This window comes from Acidimicrobiia bacterium, assembly GCA_041394025.1.
GTDB lineage: Bacteria > Actinomycetota > Acidimicrobiia > IMCC26256 > JAOSJL01 > JAOSJL01.
Genome location: JAWKJA010000002.1, coordinates 1167078 through 1193025 on the forward strand (window position 1 = coordinate 1167078; position 25948 = coordinate 1193025).

Here is a 25948-nt window from a genome sequence, read left to right on the forward strand (position 1 = left end):
CCGACATCGCGATGGTCGTCGTCGCGTTCGTGGTGGCCGCCGCGCTCGTCGCCTGGGCCGTCCTCGCCTGACGCTCGTCGTCACACGTCGCGTCTCAGAAGGCCGCCTCCACCACGGTCACGGTCGGGTCGCCGTCCCTCGGCCAGAGCACCGACGCGACGTCGAAACGCAGGTCGGTGCCGCGAGCCGGGTGCTCGTCGAGCCACCGGGTGGCCAGGTGGCGGATTCGCCGCTGCTTCTCGCGCGTCACGGCCTCCACCGGAGCGCCGAAACGCGTGGAACGCCGGGTCTTCACCTCGCAGAACACGAGCGTTCGTCCGCACGCCGCCACGAGATCCAGCTCACCGTCGCGGCACCGCCAGTTGCGGTCGACGATGTCGAAGCCGTTCCGGCGGTACCAGTCGGCCACCACCTGCTCCCCTGCGGCGCCCAGCGCCTGCCGGCGGTCGCCCACGTCAGAGCTCGGGGGCGGCGAGCTCCTCGACGTTCACGTCCTTGAAGGTGAACACCCGCACGTGCTTCACGAACCGCGCGGGCCGGTACATGTCCCAGACCCAGGCGTCGTGGAGCTCGAGCTCGTAGTGAACACGGCCGTGGTCGTCGTGGGTCGAGACGTCGACCTCGTTGGTGAGGTAGAAACGCCGCTCCGTCTCCACGACGTAGGAGAACATCGGAAGGACATCGCGGTACTCCTTGTAGAGCGCCAGTTCGATCTCGGTCTCGTACCGTTCGAGATCCTCTGCGCTCACCGACCCACCTCCGATGTGCCCGGTCGGCACCAGTGTAGGGCCGCGGCGGGGTGGGTCAGGTCCGCTTCTCGCGGATCTTGGCGGCCTTCCCGACGCGGTCACGCAGGTAGTAGAGCTTGGCCCGCCGGACGTCGCCGCGGCTGGCGACCTCGATGTCGGCGATCACGGGCGAGTGGACGGGGAAGGTGCGTTCCACACCGACACCGAAGCTGATCTTGCGCACGGTGAAGGTCTCACGGATCCCCGAGCCCTTGCGGGCGATGACGACGCCCTGGAACAACTGGACGCGCTCGCGCCCGCCTTCGACGACGCGGACGTTGACCTTGACGGTGTCGCCGGGCGCGAAGTCGGGAATGTCGTCACGCAGGCCGGCGCGGTCGACCAGATCGGTGGATTGCATGGCGCGGGATCCTCGGGGATACGTCGCTGGGGAGCACTATCGTACAGCGTCGCCCCGCCCGGCTCAGGCCTCGGGGGCACCGGCGTCGGGAAACTCCTCGAGAACCGCCCGGTCGGCGTCGGAGACGTCGTCCCCTGTCAGCAGATCGGGGCGGCGGGCGAGCGTGCGCCGCAGCGACGCCGCCCGGCGCCACCGGGCGATACGGCCGTGGTCACCCGAGAGCAGAACCCCGGGCACCCGCCGTCCCGCGAAGTCGGCGGGGCGGGTGTAGTGCGGGTACTCGAGGAGCCCGTCGTGGAACGATTCCTCGCCTGCCGAGGCGTCGTTCCCGAGCACCCCCGGGATCAGACGGGCCACCGCCTCGATCACCACCGCCGCCGCTGCCTCGCCACCACCGAGCACGTAGTCGCCGATCGACAGCTCTCCGTCACAGCACCGGTCGACGATCCGCTGGTCGACCCCTTCGTAGCGACCGCAGAGAAGTGAGAACCCGTCACTGGCGGCCAACCGGCGGGCGACGGACTGGTCGAACACCTTCCCCGCCGGCGAGAGCAACAGGAGGGGGCGCGGTGGATCGACGTCGTCAACGGCAGCGGCGACGGGCCCGGGAGACAGCACCATCCCCGCACCCCCGCCGAACGGGGTGTCGTCGACACTGCGGTGTCGGTCCGACGCCCAGTCACGGAGATCGTGCCGGTGCAGGTCGACGAGCTCGGCGTCGCGTGCGCGCCCGAGCACCGACGTGGCGAACGCGGAGTCGAAGTAACCCGGGAAGATCGTGAAGATGTCGATCCTCATCACGGGTCGTTGATCTCGAGGAGCCCCTCGGGGACCTCGACCGTGACGTGGTCGTCGTCGACCGAGCGCACGAAGGGCGCCGGCACCAGGACGTCCCCCTCGAGCACGAGGATGTCGTGGGCGGGGTTCGGCTCGACCGCGACGACGGCACCGAGGACCGCACCGTCGACGTCGCGGACCTGCCGACCGATCAGGTCTGAGTGACCGGCGGGCACGGAGTCGTCGGCCGCAACGTTGAGCACGGTTCCGCGGAGCTCCTCGGCGGCGGTGCGGTCATCGACACCGATGAACCCGAGCAGCCACCCCTGGCGGTGCCGACGCGCCGTCGCGACCTCCAAGGAGTCCTGGCGGCCGTCGACCGAGAAGACGGAACCCACCGTGAACAGGCGGTCGTCGTCGAGGTCGGGGAGCAGCGTGACCTCACCGCGGATGCCGTGTGGCCGCCCGACGCGCCCGACCCGTACCAGGCGGTCGGCGGTCACGGAACCACGGGCTACTCGACGACGTCGACCGTCGCCGTGATGTCCTCGGAGGCGCCCGCCGCGCGCACGAGCTGTCGCATCGCCTGGATCACACGCCCGCGCCGACCGATGAGACGGCCCATGTCGGAGGAGCCGGCATGGATGAGAAGCGTCAGCTCGCCGCCCGACTCCTCGGACTCCACGTCGAGCTCGTCGATCTCGTCGACGATGTTCCCGGCGCAGTGCTCGACGACGGCGCGTGCGCGCGCACCGACGATGCGGTTGGGATCGTCGTCGTAGTCGTCGTCGAAGTCGTCGTCGTCGTCGTACTCGTCGTCGTACTCGTCACTCACGGCAGGCTCAGCTCTCGTCGGTGGATTCGTCGTCGGTTTCGTCGTCGCTGGATTCGTCGTCGGACTCCGGCGGGGAGTCGGCGGCCGGCTCGTCGCCGGCCGGCGCTTCATCGGCAGCGCCGGCAGCGGCCTTCTCGATGTGGCGCTGGCGGCGAACCGCCCGCGCGGGCTCGTAGCGGGCGGCGGGGTCGTCGCCCTTCTCGGCGACGAACTGCTCCCACACGCCGTTCTTGGCGAATAGCTTCTGGACGGCTTCGCTCGGCTGCGCGCCCTTCCGGAGCCACTCCAGCGCCTTTTCCTCGTCGATCTCGGACACCGACGGCTCCGACCGTGGGCCGTAGTGCCCGATGATCTCGATGAAGCGCCCGTCGCGGGGCTTGCGGCCGTCGGCGACGACGACGCGGTACGAGGGCTGCTTGCGCTTGCCGACCCTCATGAGACGGATCTTGACGGACACGGAGAACCTTTCGTGACTACCGGGCGGTCATGACGGAGGAACGGGTGTGACCCGGGTGTCGACGGCCCGTCGGGAGGACACAGACTAGCGAGTCGTGGGCCCGGGGTCAGAAGCCCGGAACCGGGAGGTTCGGCTGCTTGCCCGACGCCACCGACTTCATCATCTGCTGCACCTGCTTGAACTGCTTGAGGAGGGCGTTGACATCGGCAGGGGTCGTCCCGCTGCCGGCGGCGATCCGGAGGCGTCGTGATCCTTTCACGAGTGCCGGATTCCGGCGTTCCTCCACCGTCATCGAGCAGATGATCGCCTCGACCCTGGCCAGCTCGCCCTCGTCGACCTCGGCGTCCTTCAGCTCCTTGGGAACTCCCGGCATCATCCCCACGATCGACTGGAGTGGGCCCATCTTGCGGACCTGGCGCATCTGGTCGAGGAAGTCCTCGAGGGTGAACTGGCCCTTGCGGAGTTTCTCCTCGGCGACAGCCGCCTGCTCCTTGTCGAAAGTCTCCTCGGCCTTCTCGATGAGCGTGAGCATGTCGCCCATGCCGAGGATGCGGCTCGCCATCCGGTCGGGATGGAAGACATCGAAGTCGGAGAGCTTCTCACCCGTTCCGACGAAGAGGATCGGTTTTCCCGTGACCTCCTTCGCCGACAGGGCGGCTCCCCCACGGGCGTCGCCGTCCACCTTCGTGAGGACGAGACCGTCGAGGTCCACGGCCGCGTCGAACGTCTCCGAGACGTTCACGGCCTCCTGACCGGTCATGGCGTCGACGACGAGCAGCGTGTGGTGCGGCTCGACGGCGTCGTGGACCCGGCGCAGCTCGTCCATCAGGTCGTCGTCGACGTGGAGCCGACCGGCGGTGTCGACGATGATGAGGTTGCACCCCAGGCGTGCCGCTTCGTCACGCGCGCCCGACACCACGGCAACGGGGTCACCTCCCCCGCCGTCGGGAGCGAACACCGGGACGTCGATGCGCTCGCCGAGCACCTGGAGCTGCTGGATGGCTGCGGGCCGTTGGAGGTCGGCGGCCACGAGCATCGGGCGGAGGCCCTGCTTGGCGAGCAACCGGGCCAGCTTGCCGGCCGCGGTGGTCTTCCCCGAGCCCTGGAGGCCCGCCAGCATCACGACCGTGGGCGGTTTCGAGGCGGTGGTGAGCTTGCGGGTCTCGGAGCCGAGGGTCTCGACCAGCTCCTCATTGACGATCTTGATGACCTGCTGGGCCGGGCTCAGGCTCTGCGAGAGGTCGGCGCCGGCGGCCCGTTCCTTGAGCCGGGCGATGAACGACTTGACGACGGCGACGTTGACGTCGGCTTCGAGCAGCGCCAGGCGGATCTCGCGCGCAACCTCGTTGACGTCCTTGTCGCTGAGGCGCCCCCGCGAGCGGAGCTTCCCGAAGATGCCGTCGAATCGCTCTGACAGTGCGTCGAACAAGGGAATCAGGTTAGGTGAGGAGCGCGTCCGCGAACTCGTCGGGGTCGAACGGGATGAGGTCCGCGGCCGACTCACCGACGCCGACGAGCTTCACCGGCAGCCCGAGCTCGCCCTGGATCGCCACGACGATCCCACCCTTCGCGGTGCCGTCGAGCTTGGTGAGCACCACACCGGTCACGTCGACGGCGTCCGCGAACACGCGCGCCTGGGTCAGCCCGTTCTGGCCGGTCGTCGCGTCGATGACCAGCAGCACCTCCCGGAGCGCGCCAGGTGTCTTGTCGATGATCCGCCGGAGCTTCTTGAGCTCCTCCATGAGGTTGACCTTCGTGTGCAGCCGGCCGGCCGTGTCGACGAGGACGCGGTCGGTCCCCTTGTTGGCCGCCGAGCTCATGGCGTCGTAGACGACCGATCCGGGGTCCGCGCCCTCCTGGCTGCGCACGATGCCCGCACCCGTCCGCTCCGCCCAGGTGGCGAGCTGGTCGCCTGCCGCGGCGCGGAACGTGTCGGCCGCGGCCATCAGGACGGTGTGGCCCTCGGCGATCTCGCGCTGGGCGAGCTTGGCGATGGTCGTGGTCTTGCCCACCCCGTTCACACCGACGAACAACCACACGGTGGGGCCGTCCTCGCGGGTCGCGAGCCGGCGGTCACCTGCGCCGAGACGCCTCACCAGTTCCTCACGCAGCATCTCGAGGGCCCGGGCCGGCTCTGTCGTCTTCTCCTCGACGGTGCGCTCTCGGACCCGCTCGACGAGCTCGGTCGCGGCCGTCATCCCCACATCGGCGAGGATCAGCAGCTCCTCGAGGTCGTCCCAGGTCTCGTCGTCGAGGCGTGAGCGGCCGCGCAGGTCACGGACGTAACCCGCCAGTGCGGCACGGGTCTTTCCCAGCCGGTCGCGCAGGCCGGCACGCTCGGGCGCCGGCATCTCGACGACGGGCTCCGTGGCGACCGGGGTATCCGGGGTCTTCGGCTCGGCCGGCGGTCGCACCGGAGGTGCGCCACCGCGACCACGCCGCAGGAGCAGCGTGGTCGCCACGACGATGAGCACGACGGCAACGGCCAGGAGCATGAACAGCATTCGGCGGTCCTTCGGGGGTCAGGAGTCGGAGTTGCCGGCCTCGGGAGGCTCCTCGTAACGGTTCCACACCGTCCGCTGCGGGAACGGAATCTCGATCCCGTGCTCGTCGAACGCCTCCTTGAGGCGGCGCCGCAGCTCACGCTGGACCGCGAACTGCTCGAGGGGCCTGGTCTTGATGACGAGGCGGATGGAGATGGCGTCGGGGCCGAACTGCTCGACACCCCACACCTCGGGCTCTTCGAGGATCTTCGCCGACCACTCCTCCTCGGCGGCGATGTCGGCGGCCACGGAGCGGATGACCTCGGACGCCTCGGCGATGTCGGTGTCGTACGCCACGTCGATGTCGAGCAGGGCACGTGACCACTGCTGCGAGAGGTTGCCGACCCGCTGGATCTCTCCGTTGGGCACGAACCAGACGACGCCTTCGACGTCGCGGATCCTCGTGACGCGAAGGCTGAGGCTCTCGACGGTCCCGGTCGCCGGACCGAGGTCGACGATGTCGCCGACGCCGATCTGGTCCTCGGCCAGGATGAACATCCCGGCCAGGAAATCCTTCACCATCGTCTGGGCGCCGAACCCGAGCGCCACACCGGCGATGCCCGCGCTCGCGAGGATCGGGGCGAGGTCGACGCCGAGGACCACGAGCGACCACGCGATGGCGGTCGTCCAGATGAGGAAGGAACTGACACCGCGCAGCACCGACCCGATCGCCTGCGAGCGCTGCACCCGTCGGAGCGGCTCGTCGGAGGAGGGGTCGAGGAGAGCGATACCCGTCCTGCGCTTCACCCGCCGCATCGTCGAGCCGGAATCGTCGCGTTCCACCCGGCGCACGAAGCGCCGGATGAAGAAGCGCACGATCCGGTTGAGGATGTACGCGCCGACAAGGATCAGGACGACCGTCGCCGGGCCCGAGATGGCATCCGTGAACTCGGCAGCCGTCACGTTGTGGGTTGCGTCGTAGACCCAGCTGCACAGGCTCGACTGCTCGCCGGGCAGCCCGCACGCGTCGACCTTCGGCCCGCTCGCCTGGGCGACCCAGGAGGCGCCGAGCATCAGCTACCGAGGTGCTCCGGCTGACGGAGGTCCTCGGGTTCGGCGGTGACGCGCTCGATCAGCTCACCGTGCCCGTCGTCGTCGATGCGCTCGCTCACGACGACGCTCGACCCGCCCGGCGGCATCGAGACGCCGTGCAGGCAGTCGGCCGCCTCCATCGTGCGCTTCTGGTGCGACACGACGACGAGCTGCGCTTCGTCGCGGAACTCGTGGACGAGGTCGAGGAAGCGGTGCAGGTTGACGTCGTCGAGTGCCGCCTCGACCTCGTCGAGGAGGTAGAAGGGCGACGGACGGGCGCGGAACACGGCGAAGAGGAACGCGAGCGCCGTGAGGCTGCGTTCACCACCCGACAGGAGGGAGAGCCGGCGGACGTTCTTGCCGGAGGGCCGCGCCTCGATCTCGATGCCTGTCGTGAGCGGGTCGTCGGGTGCGGTCAGCGACAGCCTGCCGGTGCCGCCGGGGAACAGCGTCGAGAACAGGGCCTCGAAGTTCTCCGCCACGTCCTCGTAGGCCGTGGTGAAGACGGTGACGATCTCCTTGTCGACGGCGCGGATCACACGCTTCAGCTCGCGTCGCGCCTCGCGGACGTCGTCGAGTTGGCTCGAGAGGAACTCGTGTCGCTCCTGGAGCGACTCGTACTCCTCGAGCGCGAGGGGGTTGATCGGCCCCATGAGGCGCAGCTCGCGTTCGAGGTCCCGCGCGCGACCGGACAGGGTCGTCCCTTCCGGGACCTCCGGGCGGGGAGCGTCGACCGCAGCATCGGGCTCGCAGTCGAAGTCACTGCGTAGGGCCTCCACGGCGGTCTCGTGCCGCAGGTTGGTCTCGGCCTCGTCGATCTCGGTGCGCTGTGCGCGCTCGCGCACCTCGCGCAGTTCGCGCTCGGCCTCACCGCGCTCGGTGCGCAGTGCCTGGAGCGCACCGGTGGCGGCCCGCGCAGCCTCGGACTGGCGCCGACGCTGCTCGCGGAGACGGTCGTGGACGGAGTCCGCCCGCGCCAGCGCCGCGGCCAGTCGCCCGGCGACCTCACGGAGGCCGTCGGCCCGGGCAGCGAGTGCCCGTCGCTGCCGCTCGGCCTCGGCCTGGGCCTCGGGGTCGCGCGCGAGGCGCTTCTCGAGGGCGGCCAGGCGTGTCGTGAGAAGCTCGCGCCGCTCCGCCCGGGTCGCCCGGGCCATCTCGGCCTCGCGTGCGGCCTCGGAAGCACTGCGGGCCCTCTCCTCGGCGCCCTCCAGAACGGCGACACCTTCGGTGACCGCTGCGGACGCCTCGGCGAGCGCGCTCTCCGCTGCTGCGACCTGCGTGCGCGCCTCCTCGAGGGCGGAGCGTGTCGCGGCGGCACGGCCGCCACCCACCCGCCACGCCGCAGTGCTCCCGAACCGGTCGCCCGCCGACGTGACCGTCACGAGACCCGGGTGCTCGAGCGCGAGGTCGAGCGCGCACGACCAGCCTCCGTCGACGAGCACGTAGTCGGCGAGGAGGCGCGAGATGGCGTCGGCCAGACCGGGGCGCTGCGCCGTCACGCACTCGCCGAGTGGACGTGCCCCGGGGATCTGGCCCCAGAGGGTGGACGCACGTTGCTGGTCGCCCAGCACCACGAGCAGGGCATCGGTGTCGCTCTCCTTGAGGTGCCGCAGGGCCTGGCGCGCGGCCGTCCCGTGCTCCACGACGACGGCGTGCATCGCGTCGCCGAGCGCGGATGCCACGGCCGACTCGGCACCGGTCTCGATCTCGATGTGGTCGACGAGCGGGCCGACGACCCCGTCGAGCCCGGCGAGTCGTTGTGCCCCCGCCTGCACGTGTGCCTCGTCGAGTGCCGACTCCAGTGCGTCGGCCCGGGCGCGCCAGCGCTGGAGCTCGGTCTCGGCGGTGCGAAGGTCGGCATCGGCGGCATCGAGCTCTTCCTGCGCGACGACCTGCGCGGCGGTGGCGGACTCGAGCTCCGACACGGACGCGTCACCCTCCGAGTCGCCCTCGGCGGCGCCGATCCCGTCGAGCTCGCGCCGCGCATCGTCGGCATCGGCCACGAGCGTCGCCACGACGCCCTCGTCGGCCGCGGCGAGGAGTGCGCTCTCGACACCACGGCGCTTCTCCTCCACGAGTGCCACGAGGCCGCGGGCACGTTCCCGAACGGCCTCCGCTCGCGCCAGTGCGTCGGCGACGTCGTCGTCACCGATCCCCGTGAGGGCCTGCTCCGCCGTGATCACCGACTCGTCGAGGGTCCCGAGCGTCGCTGTCAGCTCGGCTTCGCGCTGCACGTGCGTGGCTTTCTCGGTGGTGAGTCGCTCCAGCTTGGCCGACAGCCCGGCGATGTGGTGGCCGGCGAGGTGGAGCCTGATCGCACGGAGCTCGGCCGCGACCCCACCGTGGCGCCGAGCGGCGTCGGCCTGCCGTTCGAGCGGCGTGAGCTGCCGGCGAACCTCGCGGATGAGGTCCTGGAGACGAAGGAGGTTGCCTTCCGTGGACTCGAGGCGTCGCTCGGCGCGCTCACGGCGCTTGCGGAACTTCAGGACCCCGGCAGCCTCCTCGATGACCGCCCGGCGGTCTTCGGGACGCGACGTGAGAACGGCGTCGAGCTGGCCCTGACCGACGATGACGTGCTGCTGGCGGCCGATACCGGTGTCGGACAGCAGCTCCTGGATGTCGAGGAGCCGGCAGGGCGCGCCGTTGATCTGGTACTCGGAGTCGCCGGAGCGGAAGAGGAGTCGCGTGAGGGTGACCTCCTCGAACTCGATGGGGAGGAGCCCTGCCGAGTTGTCGATCGTGAGAGAGACCTCGGCGCGACCCAGGGGCGCGCGTTGCGGTGTGCCCGCGAAGATGACGTCGTCCATCTTCCCGCCCCGCACCGTGCGCGGGCCTTGCGCACCGAGCACCCATGCCACGGCGTCGACCAGGTTGCTCTTGCCCGAGCCGTTCGGGCCGACGACGACGGACACGCCGGGCTCGAACTCCAGGGTGGTGCGGTCCGCGAAGCTCTTGAAGCCCTTCAGCTCGAGTGACTTCAGGAACATCTCGGACCGCCTGCGAACTGTTCGGACACCATGTGTGACAGGACCCCTCTCCGCACGGCGGAGCGTATCGACTGGGCGCTCACGAGACGCGGAACCCCTTCTCCCCCGTGGGCTCGATGTCGGTGACCACGACGGCGTCGACGCGTGCACGGGGCGGCCCCCCGTGGCACCACACCACGAGGCCGTCGACGTCGTCGGGTGCACCTTCGGCCTCGAGCTCCACGCGCCCGTCGGCGAGGTTGCGGACCCGGCCGTGGACCCGGAGCGCCCGGGCACACTCGGCCGCGCTCTGCCGGAACCAGACGCCCTGGACCCGGCCCGACACGAGCACGTGACGGCGCACGACCGGGCGCCCGCTCAGACCTGGCTCTCCGAGTAGAAGGTGGACCGGTTGCCGTAGCGCTGGCGCATGATCGGCTTCTTCGTGCGGGGGCACGGCTCGCCTTCGCGGCCGTAGACCTGGTGGTGCTCCTGGTACTCCCCCGGATTGCCCTGGAGGTCGACGAACCCGCCGTCGGGCAGGGTGGAGCCGCGGTACTTCACGGCCTCCTGGAGCACCTCGATGACGGCCCGGAACAGCCGGCGGACCTCCTGGGGCGAGAGCGAGTCGCTCGTCCGGTCGAAACGCAGGCCGGCGTGGAACAGGATCTCGTCGCTGTAGATGTTGCCGATGCCGGCGATGAACTTCTGGTCCATCAGCAGCGACTTGAGCTTCACGCTGCGCTGGCGCAGCAACGCCGCGAACCGGTCGACCGAGATCCCCGTCTCGAGGGGGTCGAAGCCCAGGTGCGCGAGCTCGGGCAGCTCGTCGTCGACCGCGTCGGTCTCGGTGACGAACATCTCCCCGAACGTGCGGGGGTCGATGAAGCGCAGCTGCCCCCCCTGCGTGAAGCCGATCACCACGTGGGTGTGCTTCGGCTTGGCCACCTTGGCGGACTTCGCACGGAGCAGCCGGCCCGACATCCCGAGGTGGATGACCACGGAGTGGTCGTTGTCGAGTGCCAGCACGAGATATTTGCCCCGACGTTCGACCGCCGTGATCTTGGAGCCCTCGAGCGGCTCGATGAACTGCTTGCGCTTCGAGTGTCGCTTGATCGCCTTCATGGACACGACCTCGACGGACTTGATCTTGCGACCGGTCACGTCCTTGTCGAGATCGCGGCGGAGTACCTCCACCTCGGGGAGCTCAGGCATCACGGGATCCTTGCTGTGCTCGGACACGCCGCTCGGGCGCGCGTGTCGTGGAATCGGTGGCGTCGAGCCACTCGATCGCTGCGGCTGCCGCAGCCAGTTGGGCCTTCGTGCTCGTACTTCCCTCGCCCTCGCCCCGCACGGCTCCCTCGATGTGCACGACCGCGCGGAAGCGCCGGTCGTGATCGGGGCCCTCGGAGCTGACCTCGTAGCGGGGCCGGTCGGAGAAGCGGTGGACGACCATCTCCTGGAGCCTGTTCTTCGATTCCTGCAGCGCCGGCTCCCGCCACGCGTCGGCGATCCGCCCGTCGAGCAGCCGCCGCACGAGGGCGTCGGCCACGTCCCACCCGCCGTCGAGGTAGACGGCGCCGAGAACGGCCTCCATCGCATCGGCGAGGATCGACGCCTTGTCGCGGCCTCCCGTGGCGTCCTCGCCCTTGTCGAGGAACAGGAAACGGCCCAGGTCGATCTCGCGGGCCAGGTCGGCCAGCGTGACCTCGTTGACCACGGCGGCGCGGATCGGCGCCAGCTCGCCTTCGGGGGAGTCGGGGTAGCGGCCGTAGATCTCGGTCGTGACACTGAGCCCGAGGACCGCGTCGCCGAGGAACTCGAGGCGCTCGTTCGACTGCGCACCCGGACGGCGGGTGCGGTACGACCGGTGGACGAGAGCGGTGCTCAGAAGACCGCGGTCGGCGAACTCGTGGCCCAGGGCGCGCTCGAGGTCGGCGAGGTCGGCGGTGGTGCCGGCATCGTCGGGATCACGACGCGGTGTCATGGCTGGAAACGACTCACGACGTAGTCCACAGCGTCACGCACCGACGTCAGGTCCGCCAGGTCCGCGTCGTCGACCGTGAAGCCCACGGAGCGCTCGCCGATCTCCTGTTCGAGGTGCTCCACGAGCTCGATGAGGGCGAGCGAGTCGGCGTCGAGGTCGTCGGAGAACCGGGAGTCGGCGGTGATGGCGCCGACGTCGATCTCGAGGATGTCGGCCAGCCGCTCGCGGATCAGCGACAGGATCTCGTCGGCGTCGGGAACGGCGCCCGTCACGTGGGTCTCAGCGGGCACCGGCGATCGCCTCTCCGATTCGCGTCGGGACATCGGCCGCCACGGCGTCGAGGGCGACGCCGACGGCCCCGGCGATCGCGCGATCGGTCGACGAGCCGTGGGAGATGATGCACACGCCGTCGACCCCCAGCAGTGTTGCCCCACCGGTGTGTTCGGGATCGAGTGTCTCGGCGGCCTCGAGGAGCAGTGGCTCGATCACCCGGCCGGCCTCGCGGGCCTCGTCGGTTGCGGACAGCACGCCATAGACGAGACCGGCCACCACGGTGATGACACCCTCGATGGTCTTCAGTGCGACGTTGCCCGTGAAACCGTCGGTCACCACGACATCGGGGTCGGAGGTCATGAACTGACGACCCTCGACGTTGCCGACGAAACCGGGAGTTCCCGCGAGCAGAGCCGTCGCCTCCTTGCGCAGGGTGTCGCCCTTGCCCGCCTCCTCACCGTTCGACAGGAGCCCGACGCGCGGCTCGTCCACACCGAAGCGCACCCGCGAGTACGTGCGCCCCATGACGGCGAACTGGGCCAACCACTCCGGTGAGCAGTCGACGGTCGCTCCGGCATCGACCAGCATCTGGTGGCCGCCACCGGGCACGGGTATCGGGACGGCCACAGCAGGGCGGGCCACACCGCTCACGCGACCCATCCGCAGCAGTGCCGCCGCCATCGTCGCCCCGGTGTTGCCCGCACTCACCATGGCGTCGGCGTCACCGTCACGCACGGCCTCGGCGGCGCGTACGAGCGACGAGTCCTTCTTGGTGCGGACCGCCGACGCAGGCTCGTCGTCCATCGCCACGATCTCCGAGGCATGGAGGATCTCCACTCCGTCGGGGACGGCGCCGTCGGGTAGTTCGGCCTTCACGACGTCCTCGGGACCCACCAGGAGCACCGACACGTCGAGCTCGTCGACGGCGCGCAGGGCACCGGCCACGGCCGCGGCGGGCGCGTTGTCGCCTCCGACGGCGTCGACGGCGACGACGGGCCTCCGGGGGGTCATCGGCGGCACGCGCTACTCGACGTCGAGAACCTGCCGGTCGCGGTACCACCCGCAGTGCGGGCAGACGACGTGCGGACGCTTGCCGACACCGCAGTGGGGGCACACCGACCGTGCCGCGGAGGTCACGGTCCGGTTCGCCGAACGCCGGGAGTGGGTGCGGCTTCTGCTGGTCTTGCGCTTGGGAACGGCCATGGTGGTCGTGCTCCTGGTCGGGTGGGTGGTCTCAGAGGTGCAGCTCGTCGAGCGCGGCCCATCGGGGATCGCCGGCCTCCACGGTGCAGTCGCAGCCGGTCTGGTTGCGGTCGACCCCGCACATCGGGCACAGCCCGGCGCAGTCGCCGCGGCAGAGGGGAACGGCGGGGAGCTCGAGCACCACGGCGTCGCGCAGCGGGAGCTCGAGGTCGATCTCGTCGTCGACGATGGGATACGTCTCGCCCTCCACCGGCTCCCTCTCGAAGAGCTCGCGCACGGCGACCTCGAAGGGACCGGTGACCTGTGCGAGGCACCGGCTGCAGGCACCCGTCCACGTCCCCGAGGCCGAGCCGTGGATCACGATGCCGTCGGTGACGTGCTCGAGGACCAGGTCGAGGTCGACAGCGTCGTCGACGGGGCTCACGGACGGCGCGGGGACGACGAGGCCGACGCGCTCGCGACGGGTGACGCGGGCGCCCGGGCGGGCGAGGAGATCGGAGACGTCGGTGCGCAATCCGGGCACCGGGTGACCCTATCAGACGATGAGATTTTCCAACTTCTTCCAGGACTACATCTCGTCCTGGTCGAAGAACCCCGACCCGGCCTCCTCGTCCCCCTCGTCGGACGGCAGGTCGTCGTCGGGCTCGATGTGCACCGACAGCCGCTCCCGGCCCTTCTGGACCGCCTGCATCGTGCGCTCGAGCACCACCTCGAAGCCGGCCAGCTTCTGGTCGATGTAGTCCTCGGCCTCGTGGCGCAGGGCACGCGCCTGCGCCTCGGCGTCGTTCACCCGGCTCTGGGCGACCCTGTTGGCCTCGCGGACCACCTCGGTGCGCTCCACCATGTGCTCGGCCCGGGTGCGGGCGGCCTCGACGAGGTCGTCGGCGTCGCGCCGCGCCTCGGAGAGGAACTCCTCACGCTCCTTGAGCAACCACCGGGCACGCCGCAGCTCCTCGGGCAGCCCCTCGAGGGCCTCGTCGAGCAGGTCGGCGAACTCGTCGCGGCTGATCAGCACCGACGCCGACAGGGGCATCGGGCGGGCCGTCTCCACGAGCTCCCTCATCCTGAGGAGCAGGGCCTCGGTGTCGAAGTCGGCCTGGTCGCTCACCGGCCTGCTCCGAAACGCTCGTCGAGGCGCTTGGCCACCGACGGGGGGACCATGCCCGACACGTCGCCACCGAAGCGGGCGACCTCGCGCACGAGACTCGACGACAGGAACGAGTACTCCGGGTTCGTCGTGATGAAGAAGGTGTCGATTCCCGACAGGCGGTGGTTCATCTGGCCCATCTGGAGCTCGTAGTCGAAGTCGGAGATGGCACGCAGGCCCTTCACGATCGCCTCGGCTCCCTCGTCGCGGGCGTAGTCGACGAGGAGCCCCTTGAAGACATCGACCCGGACGTTGTCGAGATGTGCGAGCACCTCGTGGAGCATCTCCTGGCGCTCGTCGAGGGTGAAGAGCGGCTCGGACTTCTGGGGGTTGCGGATCACGGCGACGATCACGTCGTCGAAGTGGCGCGCGCTGCGTTCGACGATGTCGACGTGGCCGTTGGTGACCGGGTCGAACGATCCGGGGCAGAGAGCCGTGGCCACGCGCGTCCCCCTTCGGTGGTCGGTGTCGCTCAGGTGTCGACGACGAGCACGAGCGTATCGCCGTAGGTGCGCTCCCGGGATGACCGCCATCCCGCCGGCAGAACGGGTGCCCCGGCCCGTGCGGGGAGCTCGACGACGATGCGTGCGGACGGGGCCACGCGTGGCGAGTCGGCCAGGGCCGAGAGGAGCCCGGAAACCTGCGTCGGGTCCCACTCGTAGGGCGGGTCGCAGAGCACGAGGTCGGCCGGTGGCCCACTCTCGCCGGGCGTGGCCACGACGCGGGCGGCATCGCCACGCACGACCGTGGCGCGGTCGTCGAAGCCGATGCCCTCGAGATTCCTCCGGAGGGTGGCGCAGGCCCCGCGATCGGCATCGATCAGCACGGCCGACGCCGCGCCGCGCGACAGTGCCTCGACCGCGAGTGCCCCGCTGCCGGCGCACACGTCGAGGACCACACATCCCGAGACGTCGCCGAGCATGGAGAACACCGCTTCGCGGACGCGACCCGTGCTCGGCCGTACGTCCTCGGGCACCGTGAGGCGCCTCCCCTTCGCCGATCCGGCGATGACGCGCACACCCGACGAACCCACGATCAGCTCTTGAAGAGGAAGTCGACGGCATCACCGAGGAGATCGCCGACCTCCTCGCGCAGCGCGACGTTCGAGGTGAGCGCGGGATCGTCATCGAGGATCTCCTCGGCCACGGCACGGGCGTCGAGGACCACGTCGGTGTCGCGGGGAAGGCGCCCGAGCTTGAGATCGGTGAAGCCGGCCTGGCGCTCCCCGAACACCTCGCCCGCACCCCGGATCTCGAGGTCCCGCTCGGCCAGGAGGAAGCCGTCGGTCGACTCGACCATCGCCGCGAGCCTCTGCTCGGCCTCGGGCGTGGGAGGATCCGAGACGAGGTAGCACCACGACGCACCGCCACCGCGCCCCACGCGGCCACGGAGCTGGTGGAGCTGTGACAGGCCGAAGTGGTCGGCGTCCTCGATCACGATCACCGTGGCGTTCGGGACGTCGACACCCACCTCGATCACCGTGGTCGCGACGAGGACGTCGATCTCGCCGTCGCGGAACTGCGCCATGACCGATTCCTTGTCGTCGGCACGGAGCTGGCCGTGGAGGAGCCCGATGCGGAGCCCCGCGAGCTCGTCGGCCGCGAGACGCTCGAACTCCTCGGTGGCGGCCTTGGCCTGCACCGTGTCGGACCCGTCGACGAGAGGGCACACGACGTAGCCCTGATGTCCGGCGTCGATCTCGGCGCGGAGCCGGGTGTAGGCCTCGACACGACCGAGCGGCGACGCGTCGACGACGGCGGTCGTGACGGGAGCCCGCCCGACGGGCATCTGGCGCAACTCCGTGAGGTCGAGATCGCCGTACACGAGCATCGCCGCGGTACGGGGGATCGGCGTGGCGGTCATGACGAGGACGTCGGGCTCGTCGCCCTTGCCCCGCAGAACCGAGCGTTGCTCGACTCCGAAGCGGTGCTGCTCGTCGATCACGACGAGACCGAGTCGCCCGAAGCGGGCGCCCTCCTCGAGCAGCGCATGGGTACCCACGACGAGGTCGATGTCGCCCGCGCCGAGGTCGTCCCGGAGCGTCCGTCGACGGGCCGCCGGGGTCCGCCCGGTCAGCAGCTCCACGCGCAGGGGCCGGTCGCCCGTGAGGGTCCCGCTGCTCGGAACGGTCATCCCGTCGAGCATCGCCGAGATCGACAGGTGGTGCTGCTCGGCGAGCACCTCGGTGGGCGCCATCACCGCCGCCTGGGACCCGGCCTCGACGGCCCGCAGGGCCGCGGCAACCGCCACGACCGTCTTGCCCGAGCCGACGTCGCCCTGGAGCAACCGGTGCATCGGGGCGTCCGCGGTCATGTCGGCGGCGATCGCCGTCATGGCGTCCCGCTGTCCCTCGGTCAGTTCGAAGGGAAGACCGTCGACGAACGTCTCCTCCATCACACCGGCGACGTCGTGGCTGATCCCGCGGTGCTCGGCCGCCAGCGCGCGTTTGCGGGCGACGAGGCCGACCTGCATCCGGAGGAACTCGTCGAACACGAGGCGCCGCGCCGCCACACGATGGTCCTGCATCGTCTCGGGGCGGTGAATGCGCGTGTAGGCGACACCGCGGTCGCAGAGCCCGAGACGGTCCCGGATCGGTGGGTCCAGCGGGTCTGCGAACCCGCGGCTCGCCGAGCGGCGCAGCACCTCCCCGACGAGCCTGCTGAGCAGCGCCGACGACACCTCCGCCTTCCCGGACTGCGGGTACACGGGGATGATGGCGCCGGTGCGTTCCCCGAGCTGTCCGACGACATCGACCGCCGGGTTGGTCATCTGCCGGCGGCCCCGGTACTCGTCGACCTTCCCGAAGAACGCCGCCTCCGTCCCTTCGCGGAGCTGGCGTGCACGCCAGGCCTGGTTGAAGAAGACGACCGAGAGATCGGAGGTGCCGTCGGTGATGACGGCCTCCACCAGCGCCCGGCCACGTCGTGTCCGCCGCGCGCCGATGCGTGAGACCTCGGCGAAGACCGTGACCTCCTCGCCGAGCGCCACGTCGCCGATCATCGCCCGGGCCGTGCGGTCGATGTAGCGACGCGGGTAGTGCTCGAGCACGTCCACGACCCGCGTGATCCCCATCTCTGCAAGACGCGGCGCGATCCGGGCGCCCACGCCCTTGAGCTCGTCGACCGGCTTCTCCGCCAGGTCGCGCAGCGTCAGGGGCGGTTCCGCAGGCGTGGCTACTCGACCCCGACCAGGAAGGGGTAGAGGGGCTGGCCCCCCTCGTGGAACTCGGTTTCGAGCTCGGGATGCCGCAGCGCCACCTGCTGTTCGAGCGACCTGCGGTCGTCGGTGCTCACGCCCTCGCCGACCACGACCGTGACGAGCTCGGAGTCCCCGTCGACGAGCCGGTCGACGAGGTCGGCGGCCGTCGTCGCGGCGTCGACGGCCGAGGCGCAGATCCCACCGGCGTCGAGCCCGATCCAGTCGCCCGCCCCCACCCGGCCGATCGGCGTGTCGGCGTCGCGCACCGCGTGCGTGACCTCCCCGACGCGCACGTTCCCGGCAACCTCGGCCATGGCGGCGGCGTTGACGTCGAGGGTGGCGTGCGGGTCGTACGACACGAGGCTGGACAGGCCCTCCACCACCGAACGCGTCGGGACGACCGCGACGGGCCGGTCGGCGAGGTCGGCGACCTGTTCGGCCACCGGAATGATGTTCTTGTTGTCGGGCAGGACGATGACACCGTCGGCCTTCGTGGCGTGCACCGCATCGAGGATCTGGGCCGTCGAGGGGTTCATCGACTGGCCACCCGCGACGATGCTCTGGACCCCCAGGCCGGAGAACAGCCGGCGGACACCGTCGCCGACGGCTATCGCCACGACTCCCGTGGTGACGGGCTCGTGCTCGGGGGTGGTCTCGGGGACGACGCCGACGTCACGCACCCACTGCTTCTCCTCGGCCTGTTCGAGGAGGTCGGTGACGCGGATGTCACGGGGTCGCCCGGCCTCCACCCCCGCCTCGATCGCCGCGCCGATGTCGTTGGTGTGCACGTGGCAGTTCCACATGCCGTCGCCGCCGACGACCACGATCGAGTCGCCGATCGACGCCCACGACTCCTTCATGCCGGGCACCGTCTGGTCGTCGGCCTCGAGGAGGTACATCACCTCGTAGCGCAACGAGGAGACGTCGTCCTCGCCACACAGGTGCGCCTCGACGGCGGGAGGTGCCGTGACGGTGCGGGGCTCGGGCACGGGCCGCCCGTCGACGACGTGGAGCATCGCGTCGAGCAGCAGGGTGAAGCCGTGGCCGCCCGCGTCGACCACACCGGCCTCCTTCAGCACGGGGAGGAGGTCGGGGGTGGCGGCGACGGCGGCGTGGGCCGACTCCGAGCACGCCTCGAGGAGGGAGGTGAGCGGGCCTCCGCCGTCGGCCGTCCACGCCTCGGCCGACTCGGCGGTCTCCCGCACCACCGTCAGGATCGTGCCCTCCACGGGCCGCATCACGGCCTGGTAGGCCGCGTCGGCCGACTCCCGGAGGCCGGCCACGAGGCAGGCGGCGTCGGCCGCCTCGGAGGTTGCGAAGGCACCGGCGAGCCCGCGCAGGATCTGGGAGAGGATCACCCCGGAGTTGCCCCGCGCCCCCATGAGCGACCCGTGCGAGACGGCGGTGCACACCTCGTCCATCCCCCGGGCCCCGTCGAGCTCCGAGCAGACCGACTCGAGGGTGAGCGCCATGTTCGTGCCCGTGTCCCCGTCGGGCACCGGGTACACGTTGAGCCTGTTCAGCTCCTCCTGGTGGGCGCGAAGAGCGTCGCGGTACGTGTGGACACAGCGTCGAAGCGCCTCGGCGTCGATCGTGTCGAGTTGCCCGGTGGTGGCCACGGCGCAGGACTCTAGTAGCGTGCGCGCCCATGGCATCCGTCTGTGACATCTGTGGCCGGAAGCCCCGCTTCGGCAAGCAGCTCAGCCACTCGCACCGGCGATCGAGCCGGCGCTGGAACCCGAACGTGCAGAAGGTGCGCGCCGTCGTCGACGGCACGACGCGGCGCGTCCACGTCTGCACGTCGTGCCTCAAGGCCGGCAAGGTCCAGAAGCCCTAGGGCACCGGCACTGTGCAGGGCGTGATCCGCAGCTACGACCCCGGCACGGGTGAGGGTGTCGTGGTGCCCGACACCGGCGGCGACGAGGTCGTTCTGGCGCCGCGGGCCCTCGACGGGTCGCTGTTCCGGATGCTGCGCCAGGGCCAGCGCGTGGTCTTCGATCTCGACGCCGACGGTCGCGCCACCGCGTTGCGCACGGGCGCCGAGCCCGACATGGGCCTTCCCCCGCAGCGCTGAGTAACCGTCGGGGCCCCCTGAAGTCACTTTGAGTGGCCGATTGTGCGCGCTCGTCGCGCGAATGGCGGTAGTGCATTCGGACCATTTCCACGGGCCCGTTCACCCGGGCCCGCGCGGTGCCGAATCAACCGGTGCACACATCTCACCGGAGGATCTCCCATGCCGGCCACCGCCGCCGCCCCGACCCGTCGACCCGTCGCCCTCGTCGCGGCGCTCCTCCTCGCCGCCACCGGCCTCGTGGCGTATTCGGCGCGACCTGCCGCCGCTGCCGACCCCGGCTTCTACGGAAGCCGGGCGCCGCTCGAGTGGAGCGGCACGACCTACGACGGTCCGCCGTTCACCGAGACCGGCAACGGCGTGACCTACATCGGCGACGACGGCACCGACACCTGGGTCGACGTCGACCCGGGTGAGCCGCTGTCGGGCTTCAGCGGCACCACCAACGTGCACGCCGCCCTCGCCGCCTACGACTTCGGAAGCGGCACCCAGAACGTGACGGTCTTCGTGTCCGACCAGGTCCTCCAGGACGCATCCGGTGGTCCGTACGCAGCCACCTGCGCGGGCATCGACGCCGCCCTCTTCGGCGGTAGCAGCGCGTGTGACGCCATCGTGCCGAACATCCTCACCGCCAACGGCGCCGCCACCGACTACACCTACAACGGCACCGGCGGCGCCCTCGACGCCTCCGACAACCCGACCACCGTCAACGAGACCGGCGAGATCGCACCGGGGATCGTCTGGCCCCACTACCAGGGTTCGGCCTCCCCGTTCACCTACAACGGCACCGACTACGACGTCAACGCCTTCGGCGGACCCGGGAACGGGTCGGCGTGGCTGCCCGCCGGCTCGGAACCGTGGTTCGCCACCGACCAACCGGTCCCGCTGCCGCTCTATCCCGCCGTGGGGCCGGGCGGCGAGATTGCGCCCACCCACATCGCCCTGCTCGACGCCATGGGTCAGACCGTGACGATGGCGATCGACGGCGCGCTGTTCTTCCTGCTCGACCCCATGAACCCGTTCCCGGCGAACTGCTCGGGCCTCGAGGCCTTCCTCGCCGCGGTGAGCCAGCCGGGAATCGACTGCATCGCCTTCCGCACCGACGTGTGGACACCGCCCGACACGCTGGGCGAAACCTACGCGTGCGTCTCCGACTGGCAGACCGGCTGGACCGACGAGAACGACGCCCCCATCGACCCGGCGAACTCGCCGACCGTCATCGACGGCTACGACGACCCCGCGCTGACACCCATCGGCACCGACACCGGTCCGGGCGTGTGCGTGGCCGCACCACCGCCGACACCACCCGGTCCCCCGACACCCCCGGGACCCGACAGCCCTGACGGCCCCGGGAACGGTGGCAGCGGCAGCGGGTCCGCCGACGGCACCGGTGCGGGAACCGGCGGCGTGCCGACGCTGCCCGCGACAGGCGCGACGACCTCCGCTCTGCTCGTCAGCGCACTCGCTCTGTTGGCCGCAGGAACAGGCTTCGCTCTGGCGTCGCGCCGACGCACCCGCCCCGCACGCGCAACAGCAAGAGGCTGACGTGAACACGACCCTCCGAGGCCTCGCGGCACCCTTTTTCGCACTGGCGCTCGCCGTCACCGGCGTCGTCGCGCTCAACGCGCCCCCGGCCGGTGCAGCGACGCCGGGCTACTCGGGCACCAACGCACCACTCGAATGGAACGGCACCACCTTCGACGACCCTCCCCCCGGCGAGTCGGGCACCGGTGTCGTCTACCTCTCGGGCGACGACGACCGGACGTGGGTCGACGCGCCCGTCTACCAGAGCCTCGTCGGCATCGCCGGCACGTCGAACCTTCACGCGGTTCTCGCCACCTACGACTTCGGCAGCGGACCCCAGGACCTCACCATCTACGTGTCCGACCTGTTCCTCCAGAACGAAGGCCCGTACCCGGCGACGTGTGCAGGCGCGAACGACGCCCTGTTCGGCGGCGACCCGGCCTGCCAGGCCTTCAAGGCCGACATCCTCACGGCCAACGGCGCCGGGAGCGACTTCACGTTCACGGGGCTCTCCGGATTCGTGGACTCCGCCGACAACCCCACATCCGACCCCTCGCTCGCGGCCGCCGTCCCGCCGGACGTCGTGTGGGCCGACTATCAGGGAACAGCGTCGCCGCTCTCGCTCGACGGTACCGACTACACCGCCAGCACCGACGGAACACCCGGTACGGGCAGCACCTGGGCCGGAGGGGGCAGCCCGGGGGTCTTCATCACCGGCGGCGACGACAGACTCCCCAATTTCCCGAGGAATGGCGGTGGAACGATCTACCCGGCCCACTCGACGCTGATCGAGGTGAACGGCCAACCTGCGACCGGCTATTTCGACGGCGCCCTGCTCTACCTCCTCGACCCGATGAACCCCTTCCCCGCGTCGTGTCCCGGCTTCGAGGCGTTCATGGCCGCTGTGAGCCAGCCGGGAATCGAGTGCATCGCTTTTCGCGCCGACACCTGGGCACCGCCTGACACGCTCGGGGAGCAGTACACCTGCGCCACCGACTGGTACGACGGCTGGACCGACGAGAACGGCGACCCCCTGGGCGCGATCCCGACGGTCGTCGACGGGTTCTCGCCGCCCGCTCTCACCCCGGTCGGGGTCGACGCCGGCCCCGGTGTGTGCCCCGCCTACGTCCCGCCGGAACCGCCCACGCCTCCCGCACCTCCGGCGCCACCGGGCCCCGACGGCCCTGACGGACCCGGCACCGGCGCCGGCACGGGAACAGGAACGGGCACCGGGACCGGCGGCGTGCCGACGCTCCCGGCCACGGGCGTGGGCACATCTGCGCTGGCCCTGGCCGCTCTGGCCCTACTCGCCGCGGGTGCCGGCTTCACGCTCGCCACCCGTCGACGGGTGACCACACCGACGAAGGGATAGCCCGATGACTGCTCTCGTCTCGCCTGTCCGGCGCCTCGGCGCCGCGGTCACCGCGGTCCTGGTGGCCGCGGTGGGAGCCGTCGTGGTCTCGGCGTCGCCCGCCGGCGCCGCCGGGGCCTACGAGGGCTCGCGCTCGCCGCTCGCCTATGGAGGGACCGACTACGTCGACACCGGGTCCGGCGACGGGGCCCTCTACTACGACGGGACGAACGACGCCATCGCCATGGTCGGCGACGACTACGCGGAGCTCGACATCGTCGACGGCACCGAGAACGTCCACGTGGCGCTGGTGAGCAGCGGTGGCATGAACCAGACGATCTACCTCACCGCGGCCGCGTTCGACGACGCGCCGGGGGGCCCGTTCACGCCCAACTGCGCCAACCTGGACACCCTCTACTTCGGCGGCGGCCCGGCGTGCGTCGCCTTCAAGCCCGATGTCTTCTACTCCAACGGCGACAACCGCGACTACAACTTCACCGGGCTCGGCGGATTCGTCGACGCCTCGGACAACCCGCTCGGTGGCGACCCGACGGTGGCAGCGGGCAACGTGGATCCTCCCGAGATCCGCTACACCCTGGCCACCTACTACGACGGATCGGCCTCGCCGTTCGTTTTCGACGGTGCCGACTACGACACCAGTCCGGACTTCAGCGGCTCGGGAGCCCACTGGTGGGCGATCGACGGCGACGACGCCCCGGCCTGGATCCAGACCGGCCACGCCCCCGTCCCCGGCCTCCCGAGCACGGGCCCCGCCGGGATCCCGTCCGTCCACGGCGTGCTCGTCGACGTGTTCGGGGAGAAGGCCACGCTCTTTGTCGAGGACACGTTCCTCGGGATGCTGGACCCGATGAACCCGTTCAGTGCCGACTGCCCCGGCTTCGACGCGCTCTACGAGACGGTCACGGCCCCCGATCCACCCCCCATCACGTGCGACGCCTTCGTCGCCGACATGTGGGCACCGCCCAACACGCTCGGCGAGACCTACACGTGCGCTGCCGGCTGGTACGACGCGTGGACCGACGAGAACGGCGACCCCATCGCCCGCGCCGACGCACCGACGGTCATCGACGGCTACGAGATCCCCGCGCTCACCCTGACGGGCGAGACGACGGGACCCGGAGTGTGCGCTGCCGCGCCGCCGCCGGGCCCACCTCCCGACCCTCCCGACCCGCCGTTCGGCCCGCCGCTGCCACCCCCACCCGGGGGCGGCGACACCGGGGCCGGAGGCACCGGTACCGGTGCGGGCACCGGCAGCGTGCCGACGCTCCCGGCCACCGGCGTGGGCACACCGGCGCTGCTCGCCGTGGCTCTCGGGGTTCTGGTGGTGGGCACGGGCCTCTCATTCACCGCCCGGCTCTCCACCCGGCGCCTGCGTCACGCCCGGCGCTGAGACGGCGGCGCCCAATGGGGCGCGTCGGTCGACGACCCAGGCGACGACCTTGGCGGCCCCGACCGTGAGCAGGGTGAGCGCGACCCCCCAGAACAGCACCACGAGACCGGGTTCGTAGGCCCACACGAGCGACCAGTTGACGTCGGCGAGCCTCGGCAGGAGCAGCAGGGCCACCGGGACCGCGACGTTGGCGACGAGCGACCACAACACCACCCGGGCCGTCCGGCCGGCTCCGCGATCCCGTCGGATGCGGCACCGCCAGCGCCCGAGATTCGTCACCGCGCGCACGGCCAACGACACGAGCGTGACAGCGAGGAGCGCCAAGAGGACGAGAGCGCGTGCCGCGGCGCCCCCGACGACGGGATCGGAATCCTCTCCCGTGACGATGTCGAGAGCCCCGTCGGCGATCGCCGGCCCCGGCTGTGCGATGCCGACCCGGTTGACGAGCACGATGACACCCCACAGCTCGTCGGCACCGGGCGTCGACGATTCGGCGGGCCGGATACCCATCCCCGTCGAGAAGCCCGGCGCGACTCCGCTGTGGCCCAGCGTGACGGTGCCATCGTGCTCGTCGACCGACCGGAACCAGCCGAGACCGTAGAAGTCGGTCGGATCGTCGTCGTCGGCGTCCGTCGGTACGACGTCCTCGTGCAACGCGCTGATGCTGGCGGCCGACGCCACGCGCGTGTCGGCGAAGCTGCCCTCGTTCATCTGGGCGACGAGGTAGTTGGCCATGTCGGCGGCCGACGACGAGATCCCCCCCATCGGGACAGCACCGTCGATGATCTCGGTTCCCGACGGCATCGGGACACCCCACCAGTCGCGGTACCCGTGGACGAGGCCCGACGCGTGGGCGTCGTCGTTGCCCGCCGACGTGTTCTCCATCTCCAGGGGGGCGAAGACCTCCGATTCCATGTAGTCCTCGTACGTCCGGCCCGTGACAGCCTCGATGACGGCGGCTGCGACCTGGAAGTTCACGTTGGAGTACTGCCACGAGGTCCCGGGCGGATCGTGGAGCTCGTAGCCCGCCACCGCGCGCACGTCCTCCTCGATCGAGTGCCGGCGTTCGCGCTCGATGAGGTTCCACCCCTGCGGCGTCGTGAAACCGCTCGTCTGGTTCAGCAGATCCCGCACGGTGATGGCGGCCGCCTCCTCCCCGTCGGCGACGGTGAACCACGGCAGGTACTCCCGGACGGGTGCGTCGAGGTCGATGTCACCCGCCTCGACGAGCTGCATGACCGCGAGCGCGGTGAACCCCTTCGAGACGGAGGCCATGACGAAGGGCGTCGACGGGGTCACCGGCTGCCGGTCGGTCCCGCCGACGCCGTAGCCGCGCACGAAGACGGGCGTGTCTCCGCGCACGACGGCGATCGCCAGCCCCGGGACGCGCAGCGCATCCATCTGGGCGCGCAGGTAGCCGTCGAGGGCCGACACCTGCTCGGGGCCGAGACCGGCGGCCTCGGCCTGCTCGTCGGTCGTACCCGACACCGGGACGTCGGGCCCCGGGAGGAACACCCCTACGACGAGAACGACGACAACGGCACCGGTCAGCAGCCCCCGCTGGGGCCGCTCGGGCGCGCTCGCGGCCAGCCAGGCCACGAGTGCCGCGAGCAGTGCGTAGCCGGCGAAGACCAGGAGCCTGATCCAGCGGCCGTCGGGCGCGGTGGCTGCACCCACCGCAGCGACGAAGGTGGCGAGCCAGCCTCCGAACGCCGCAGCGCGCGGCCGTGACCACCAGACCGCCGCGGCGAGCAGCGCACCGCCGGGCACGACGAGCCACGTACGGAATCCGACCGAACCCGCGAGCACGCCGCCACAACCTGCGAGCATCACGACGGACCAAGGCCGCAGTCGGCGCTGAGCGCCCGCGTCGGAGGTCCCGTTCCGTGTACCCCAGCGCATCGGGTCCTTCCGTCGGGTACCCCGCGACGGCGTCGCCTTTTTCGTGAACGATTGTTCACACTACGGCAGTCGCACGACGCGCGCGACCGGCTGATTGAGACGGTTCCGAAGGGCGTCGGTAG

29 protein-coding genes are annotated in these 25948 nt (G+C 70.8%); 5 read left to right on the plus strand and 24 right to left on the minus strand.

The features are described 5' to 3' along the window. Positions 1-94 precede the first annotated feature (94 nt). The 23 genes from R3A49_05380 to R3A49_05490 all read right to left on the minus strand — a co-directional run bounded on the left by R3A49_05380 (position 95) and on the right by R3A49_05490 (position 19186). Positions 95-454: a YraN family protein gene (locus tag R3A49_05380; GenBank protein ID MEZ5170165.1), complete on the minus strand. Its 360-nt coding sequence runs from the start codon at positions 452-454 to the stop codon at positions 95-97. Position 455: 1 nt separating this feature from the next. Continuing rightward, positions 456-749 carry a DUF2469 domain-containing protein gene (locus R3A49_05385; GenBank protein ID MEZ5170166.1) on the minus strand — a complete coding sequence of 98 codons (294 nt, stop codon included), beginning with the start codon at positions 747-749 and terminating at the stop codon, positions 456-458. A gap of 55 nt (positions 750-804) precedes the next feature. Continuing rightward, positions 805-1149: a 50S ribosomal protein L19 gene (gene rplS, locus R3A49_05390; GenBank protein ID MEZ5170167.1), complete on the minus strand. Its 345-nt coding sequence runs from the start codon at positions 1147-1149 to the stop codon at positions 805-807. 63 nt (positions 1150-1212) lie between these two features. Further along, complete coding sequence (gene trmD, locus R3A49_05395) at positions 1213-1947, minus strand: tRNA (guanosine(37)-N1)-methyltransferase TrmD (protein ID MEZ5170168.1); 735 nt, start codon at positions 1945-1947, stop codon at positions 1213-1215. Then, on the minus strand, positions 1947-2429 hold the full coding sequence (rimM, locus tag R3A49_05400; GenBank protein ID MEZ5170169.1) for a ribosome maturation factor RimM: 483 nt from the start codon (positions 2427-2429) through the stop codon (positions 1947-1949). The genes trmD and rimM overlap by 1 nt, the downstream gene beginning before the upstream one ends. Positions 2430-2440: 11 nt before the next feature. After that, the gene (locus tag R3A49_05405) at positions 2441-2761 is read right to left on the minus strand and encodes a KH domain-containing protein (protein ID MEZ5170170.1); all 321 of its coding nucleotides are present in this window, start codon (positions 2759-2761) and stop codon (positions 2441-2443) included. A 7-nt stretch (positions 2762-2768) separates the two neighbouring features. Then, the gene (rpsP, locus tag R3A49_05410; protein MEZ5170171.1) at positions 2769-3218 is read right to left on the minus strand and encodes a 30S ribosomal protein S16; all 450 of its coding nucleotides are present in this window, start codon (positions 3216-3218) and stop codon (positions 2769-2771) included. A gap of 106 nt (positions 3219-3324) precedes the next feature. Further along, on the minus strand, positions 3325-4647 hold the full coding sequence (gene ffh / locus R3A49_05415; GenBank protein MEZ5170172.1) for a signal recognition particle protein: 1323 nt from the start codon (positions 4645-4647) through the stop codon (positions 3325-3327). Positions 4648-4657: 10 nt separating this feature from the next. Then, positions 4658-5722: a signal recognition particle-docking protein FtsY gene (gene ftsY / locus R3A49_05420; protein MEZ5170173.1), complete on the minus strand. Its 1065-nt coding sequence runs from the start codon at positions 5720-5722 to the stop codon at positions 4658-4660. A gap of 18 nt (positions 5723-5740) precedes the next feature. Next, on the minus strand, positions 5741-6775 hold the full coding sequence (locus tag R3A49_05425; GenBank protein MEZ5170174.1) for a mechanosensitive ion channel family protein: 1035 nt from the start codon (positions 6773-6775) through the stop codon (positions 5741-5743). Then, on the minus strand, positions 6775-9780 hold the full coding sequence (locus R3A49_05430) for an AAA family ATPase (protein ID MEZ5170175.1): 3006 nt from the start codon (positions 9778-9780) through the stop codon (positions 6775-6777). The genes R3A49_05425 and R3A49_05430 overlap by 1 nt, the downstream gene beginning before the upstream one ends. A gap of 79 nt (positions 9781-9859) precedes the next feature. Beyond that, positions 9860-10141, minus strand: a complete 282-nt coding sequence (locus R3A49_05435; protein ID MEZ5170176.1) for an acylphosphatase — start codon at positions 10139-10141, stop codon at positions 9860-9862. Then, complete coding sequence (gene mutM / locus R3A49_05440; protein ID MEZ5170177.1) at positions 10138-10974, minus strand: bifunctional DNA-formamidopyrimidine glycosylase/DNA-(apurinic or apyrimidinic site) lyase; 837 nt, start codon at positions 10972-10974, stop codon at positions 10138-10140. The genes R3A49_05435 and mutM overlap by 4 nt, the downstream gene beginning before the upstream one ends. Further along, a complete protein-coding gene (gene rnc, locus R3A49_05445; GenBank protein MEZ5170178.1) occupies positions 10967-11746 on the minus strand; it encodes a ribonuclease III in 780 nt (259 codons plus the stop codon). The genes mutM and rnc overlap by 8 nt, the downstream gene beginning before the upstream one ends. Next, positions 11743-12036, minus strand: a complete 294-nt coding sequence (locus R3A49_05450) for an acyl carrier protein (protein ID MEZ5170179.1) — start codon at positions 12034-12036, stop codon at positions 11743-11745. The genes rnc and R3A49_05450 overlap by 4 nt, the downstream gene beginning before the upstream one ends. After that, a complete protein-coding gene (plsX, locus tag R3A49_05455) occupies positions 12026-13030 on the minus strand; it encodes a phosphate acyltransferase PlsX (GenBank protein ID MEZ5170180.1) in 1005 nt (334 codons plus the stop codon). Before plsX ends, R3A49_05450 begins: the two co-directional genes overlap by 11 nt. A gap of 12 nt (positions 13031-13042) precedes the next feature. Next, on the minus strand, positions 13043-13222 hold the full coding sequence (gene rpmF, locus R3A49_05460; protein MEZ5170181.1) for a 50S ribosomal protein L32: 180 nt from the start codon (positions 13220-13222) through the stop codon (positions 13043-13045). 31 nt (positions 13223-13253) lie between these two features. After that, a complete protein-coding gene (locus R3A49_05465) occupies positions 13254-13745 on the minus strand; it encodes a YceD family protein (GenBank protein MEZ5170182.1) in 492 nt (163 codons plus the stop codon). Positions 13746-13790: 45 nt separating this feature from the next. Next, positions 13791-14330, minus strand: coding sequence for a hypothetical protein (locus R3A49_05470; GenBank protein ID MEZ5170183.1), 540 nt, complete (start codon positions 14328-14330; stop codon positions 13791-13793). Further along, positions 14327-14812 (minus strand): pantetheine-phosphate adenylyltransferase, encoded by a 486-nt coding sequence (gene coaD, locus R3A49_05475; GenBank protein ID MEZ5170184.1) that lies wholly within the window; start codon positions 14810-14812, stop codon positions 14327-14329. Before coaD ends, R3A49_05470 begins: the two co-directional genes overlap by 4 nt. A 29-nt stretch (positions 14813-14841) precedes the next feature. Continuing rightward, complete coding sequence (gene rsmD / locus R3A49_05480; protein ID MEZ5170185.1) at positions 14842-15402, minus strand: 16S rRNA (guanine(966)-N(2))-methyltransferase RsmD; 561 nt, start codon at positions 15400-15402, stop codon at positions 14842-14844. Between the two features lie 2 nt (positions 15403-15404). Beyond that, the gene (gene recG / locus R3A49_05485; protein MEZ5170186.1) at positions 15405-17522 is read right to left on the minus strand and encodes an ATP-dependent DNA helicase RecG; all 2118 of its coding nucleotides are present in this window, start codon (positions 17520-17522) and stop codon (positions 15405-15407) included. Positions 17523-17542: 20 nt separating this feature from the next. Next, positions 17543-19186: a DAK2 domain-containing protein gene (locus tag R3A49_05490; protein ID MEZ5170187.1), complete on the minus strand. Its 1644-nt coding sequence runs from the start codon at positions 19184-19186 to the stop codon at positions 17543-17545. Between the two features lie 29 nt (positions 19187-19215). Here R3A49_05490 and rpmB point away from each other — a divergent pair, with 29 nt between their 5' ends. The 5 genes from rpmB to R3A49_05515 all read left to right on the plus strand — a co-directional run bounded on the left by rpmB (position 19216) and on the right by R3A49_05515 (position 23924). Then, the gene (gene rpmB, locus R3A49_05495; protein ID MEZ5170188.1) at positions 19216-19404 is read left to right on the plus strand and encodes a 50S ribosomal protein L28; all 189 of its coding nucleotides are present in this window, start codon (positions 19216-19218) and stop codon (positions 19402-19404) included. A 12-nt stretch (positions 19405-19416) separates the two neighbouring features. Further along, positions 19417-19641, plus strand: a complete 225-nt coding sequence (locus R3A49_05500; GenBank protein ID MEZ5170189.1) for a cold-shock protein — start codon at positions 19417-19419, stop codon at positions 19639-19641. A gap of 159 nt (positions 19642-19800) precedes the next feature. Next, the gene (locus tag R3A49_05505; protein ID MEZ5170190.1) at positions 19801-21183 is read left to right on the plus strand and encodes an LPXTG cell wall anchor domain-containing protein; all 1383 of its coding nucleotides are present in this window, start codon (positions 19801-19803) and stop codon (positions 21181-21183) included. Position 21184: 1 nt separating this feature from the next. After that, positions 21185-22534 carry an LPXTG cell wall anchor domain-containing protein gene (locus R3A49_05510; protein ID MEZ5170191.1) on the plus strand — a complete coding sequence of 450 codons (1350 nt, stop codon included), beginning with the start codon at positions 21185-21187 and terminating at the stop codon, positions 22532-22534. Between the two features lie 4 nt (positions 22535-22538). Next, a complete protein-coding gene (locus R3A49_05515) occupies positions 22539-23924 on the plus strand; it encodes an LPXTG cell wall anchor domain-containing protein (protein MEZ5170192.1) in 1386 nt (461 codons plus the stop codon). On the opposite strand, the gene R3A49_05520 is transcribed toward R3A49_05515, so the two are convergent. Next, positions 23874-25733, minus strand: a complete 1860-nt coding sequence (locus R3A49_05520) for a serine hydrolase domain-containing protein (protein ID MEZ5170193.1) — start codon at positions 25731-25733, stop codon at positions 23874-23876. The genes R3A49_05515 and R3A49_05520 overlap by 51 nt on opposite strands. Positions 25734-25948 lie beyond the last annotated feature (215 nt).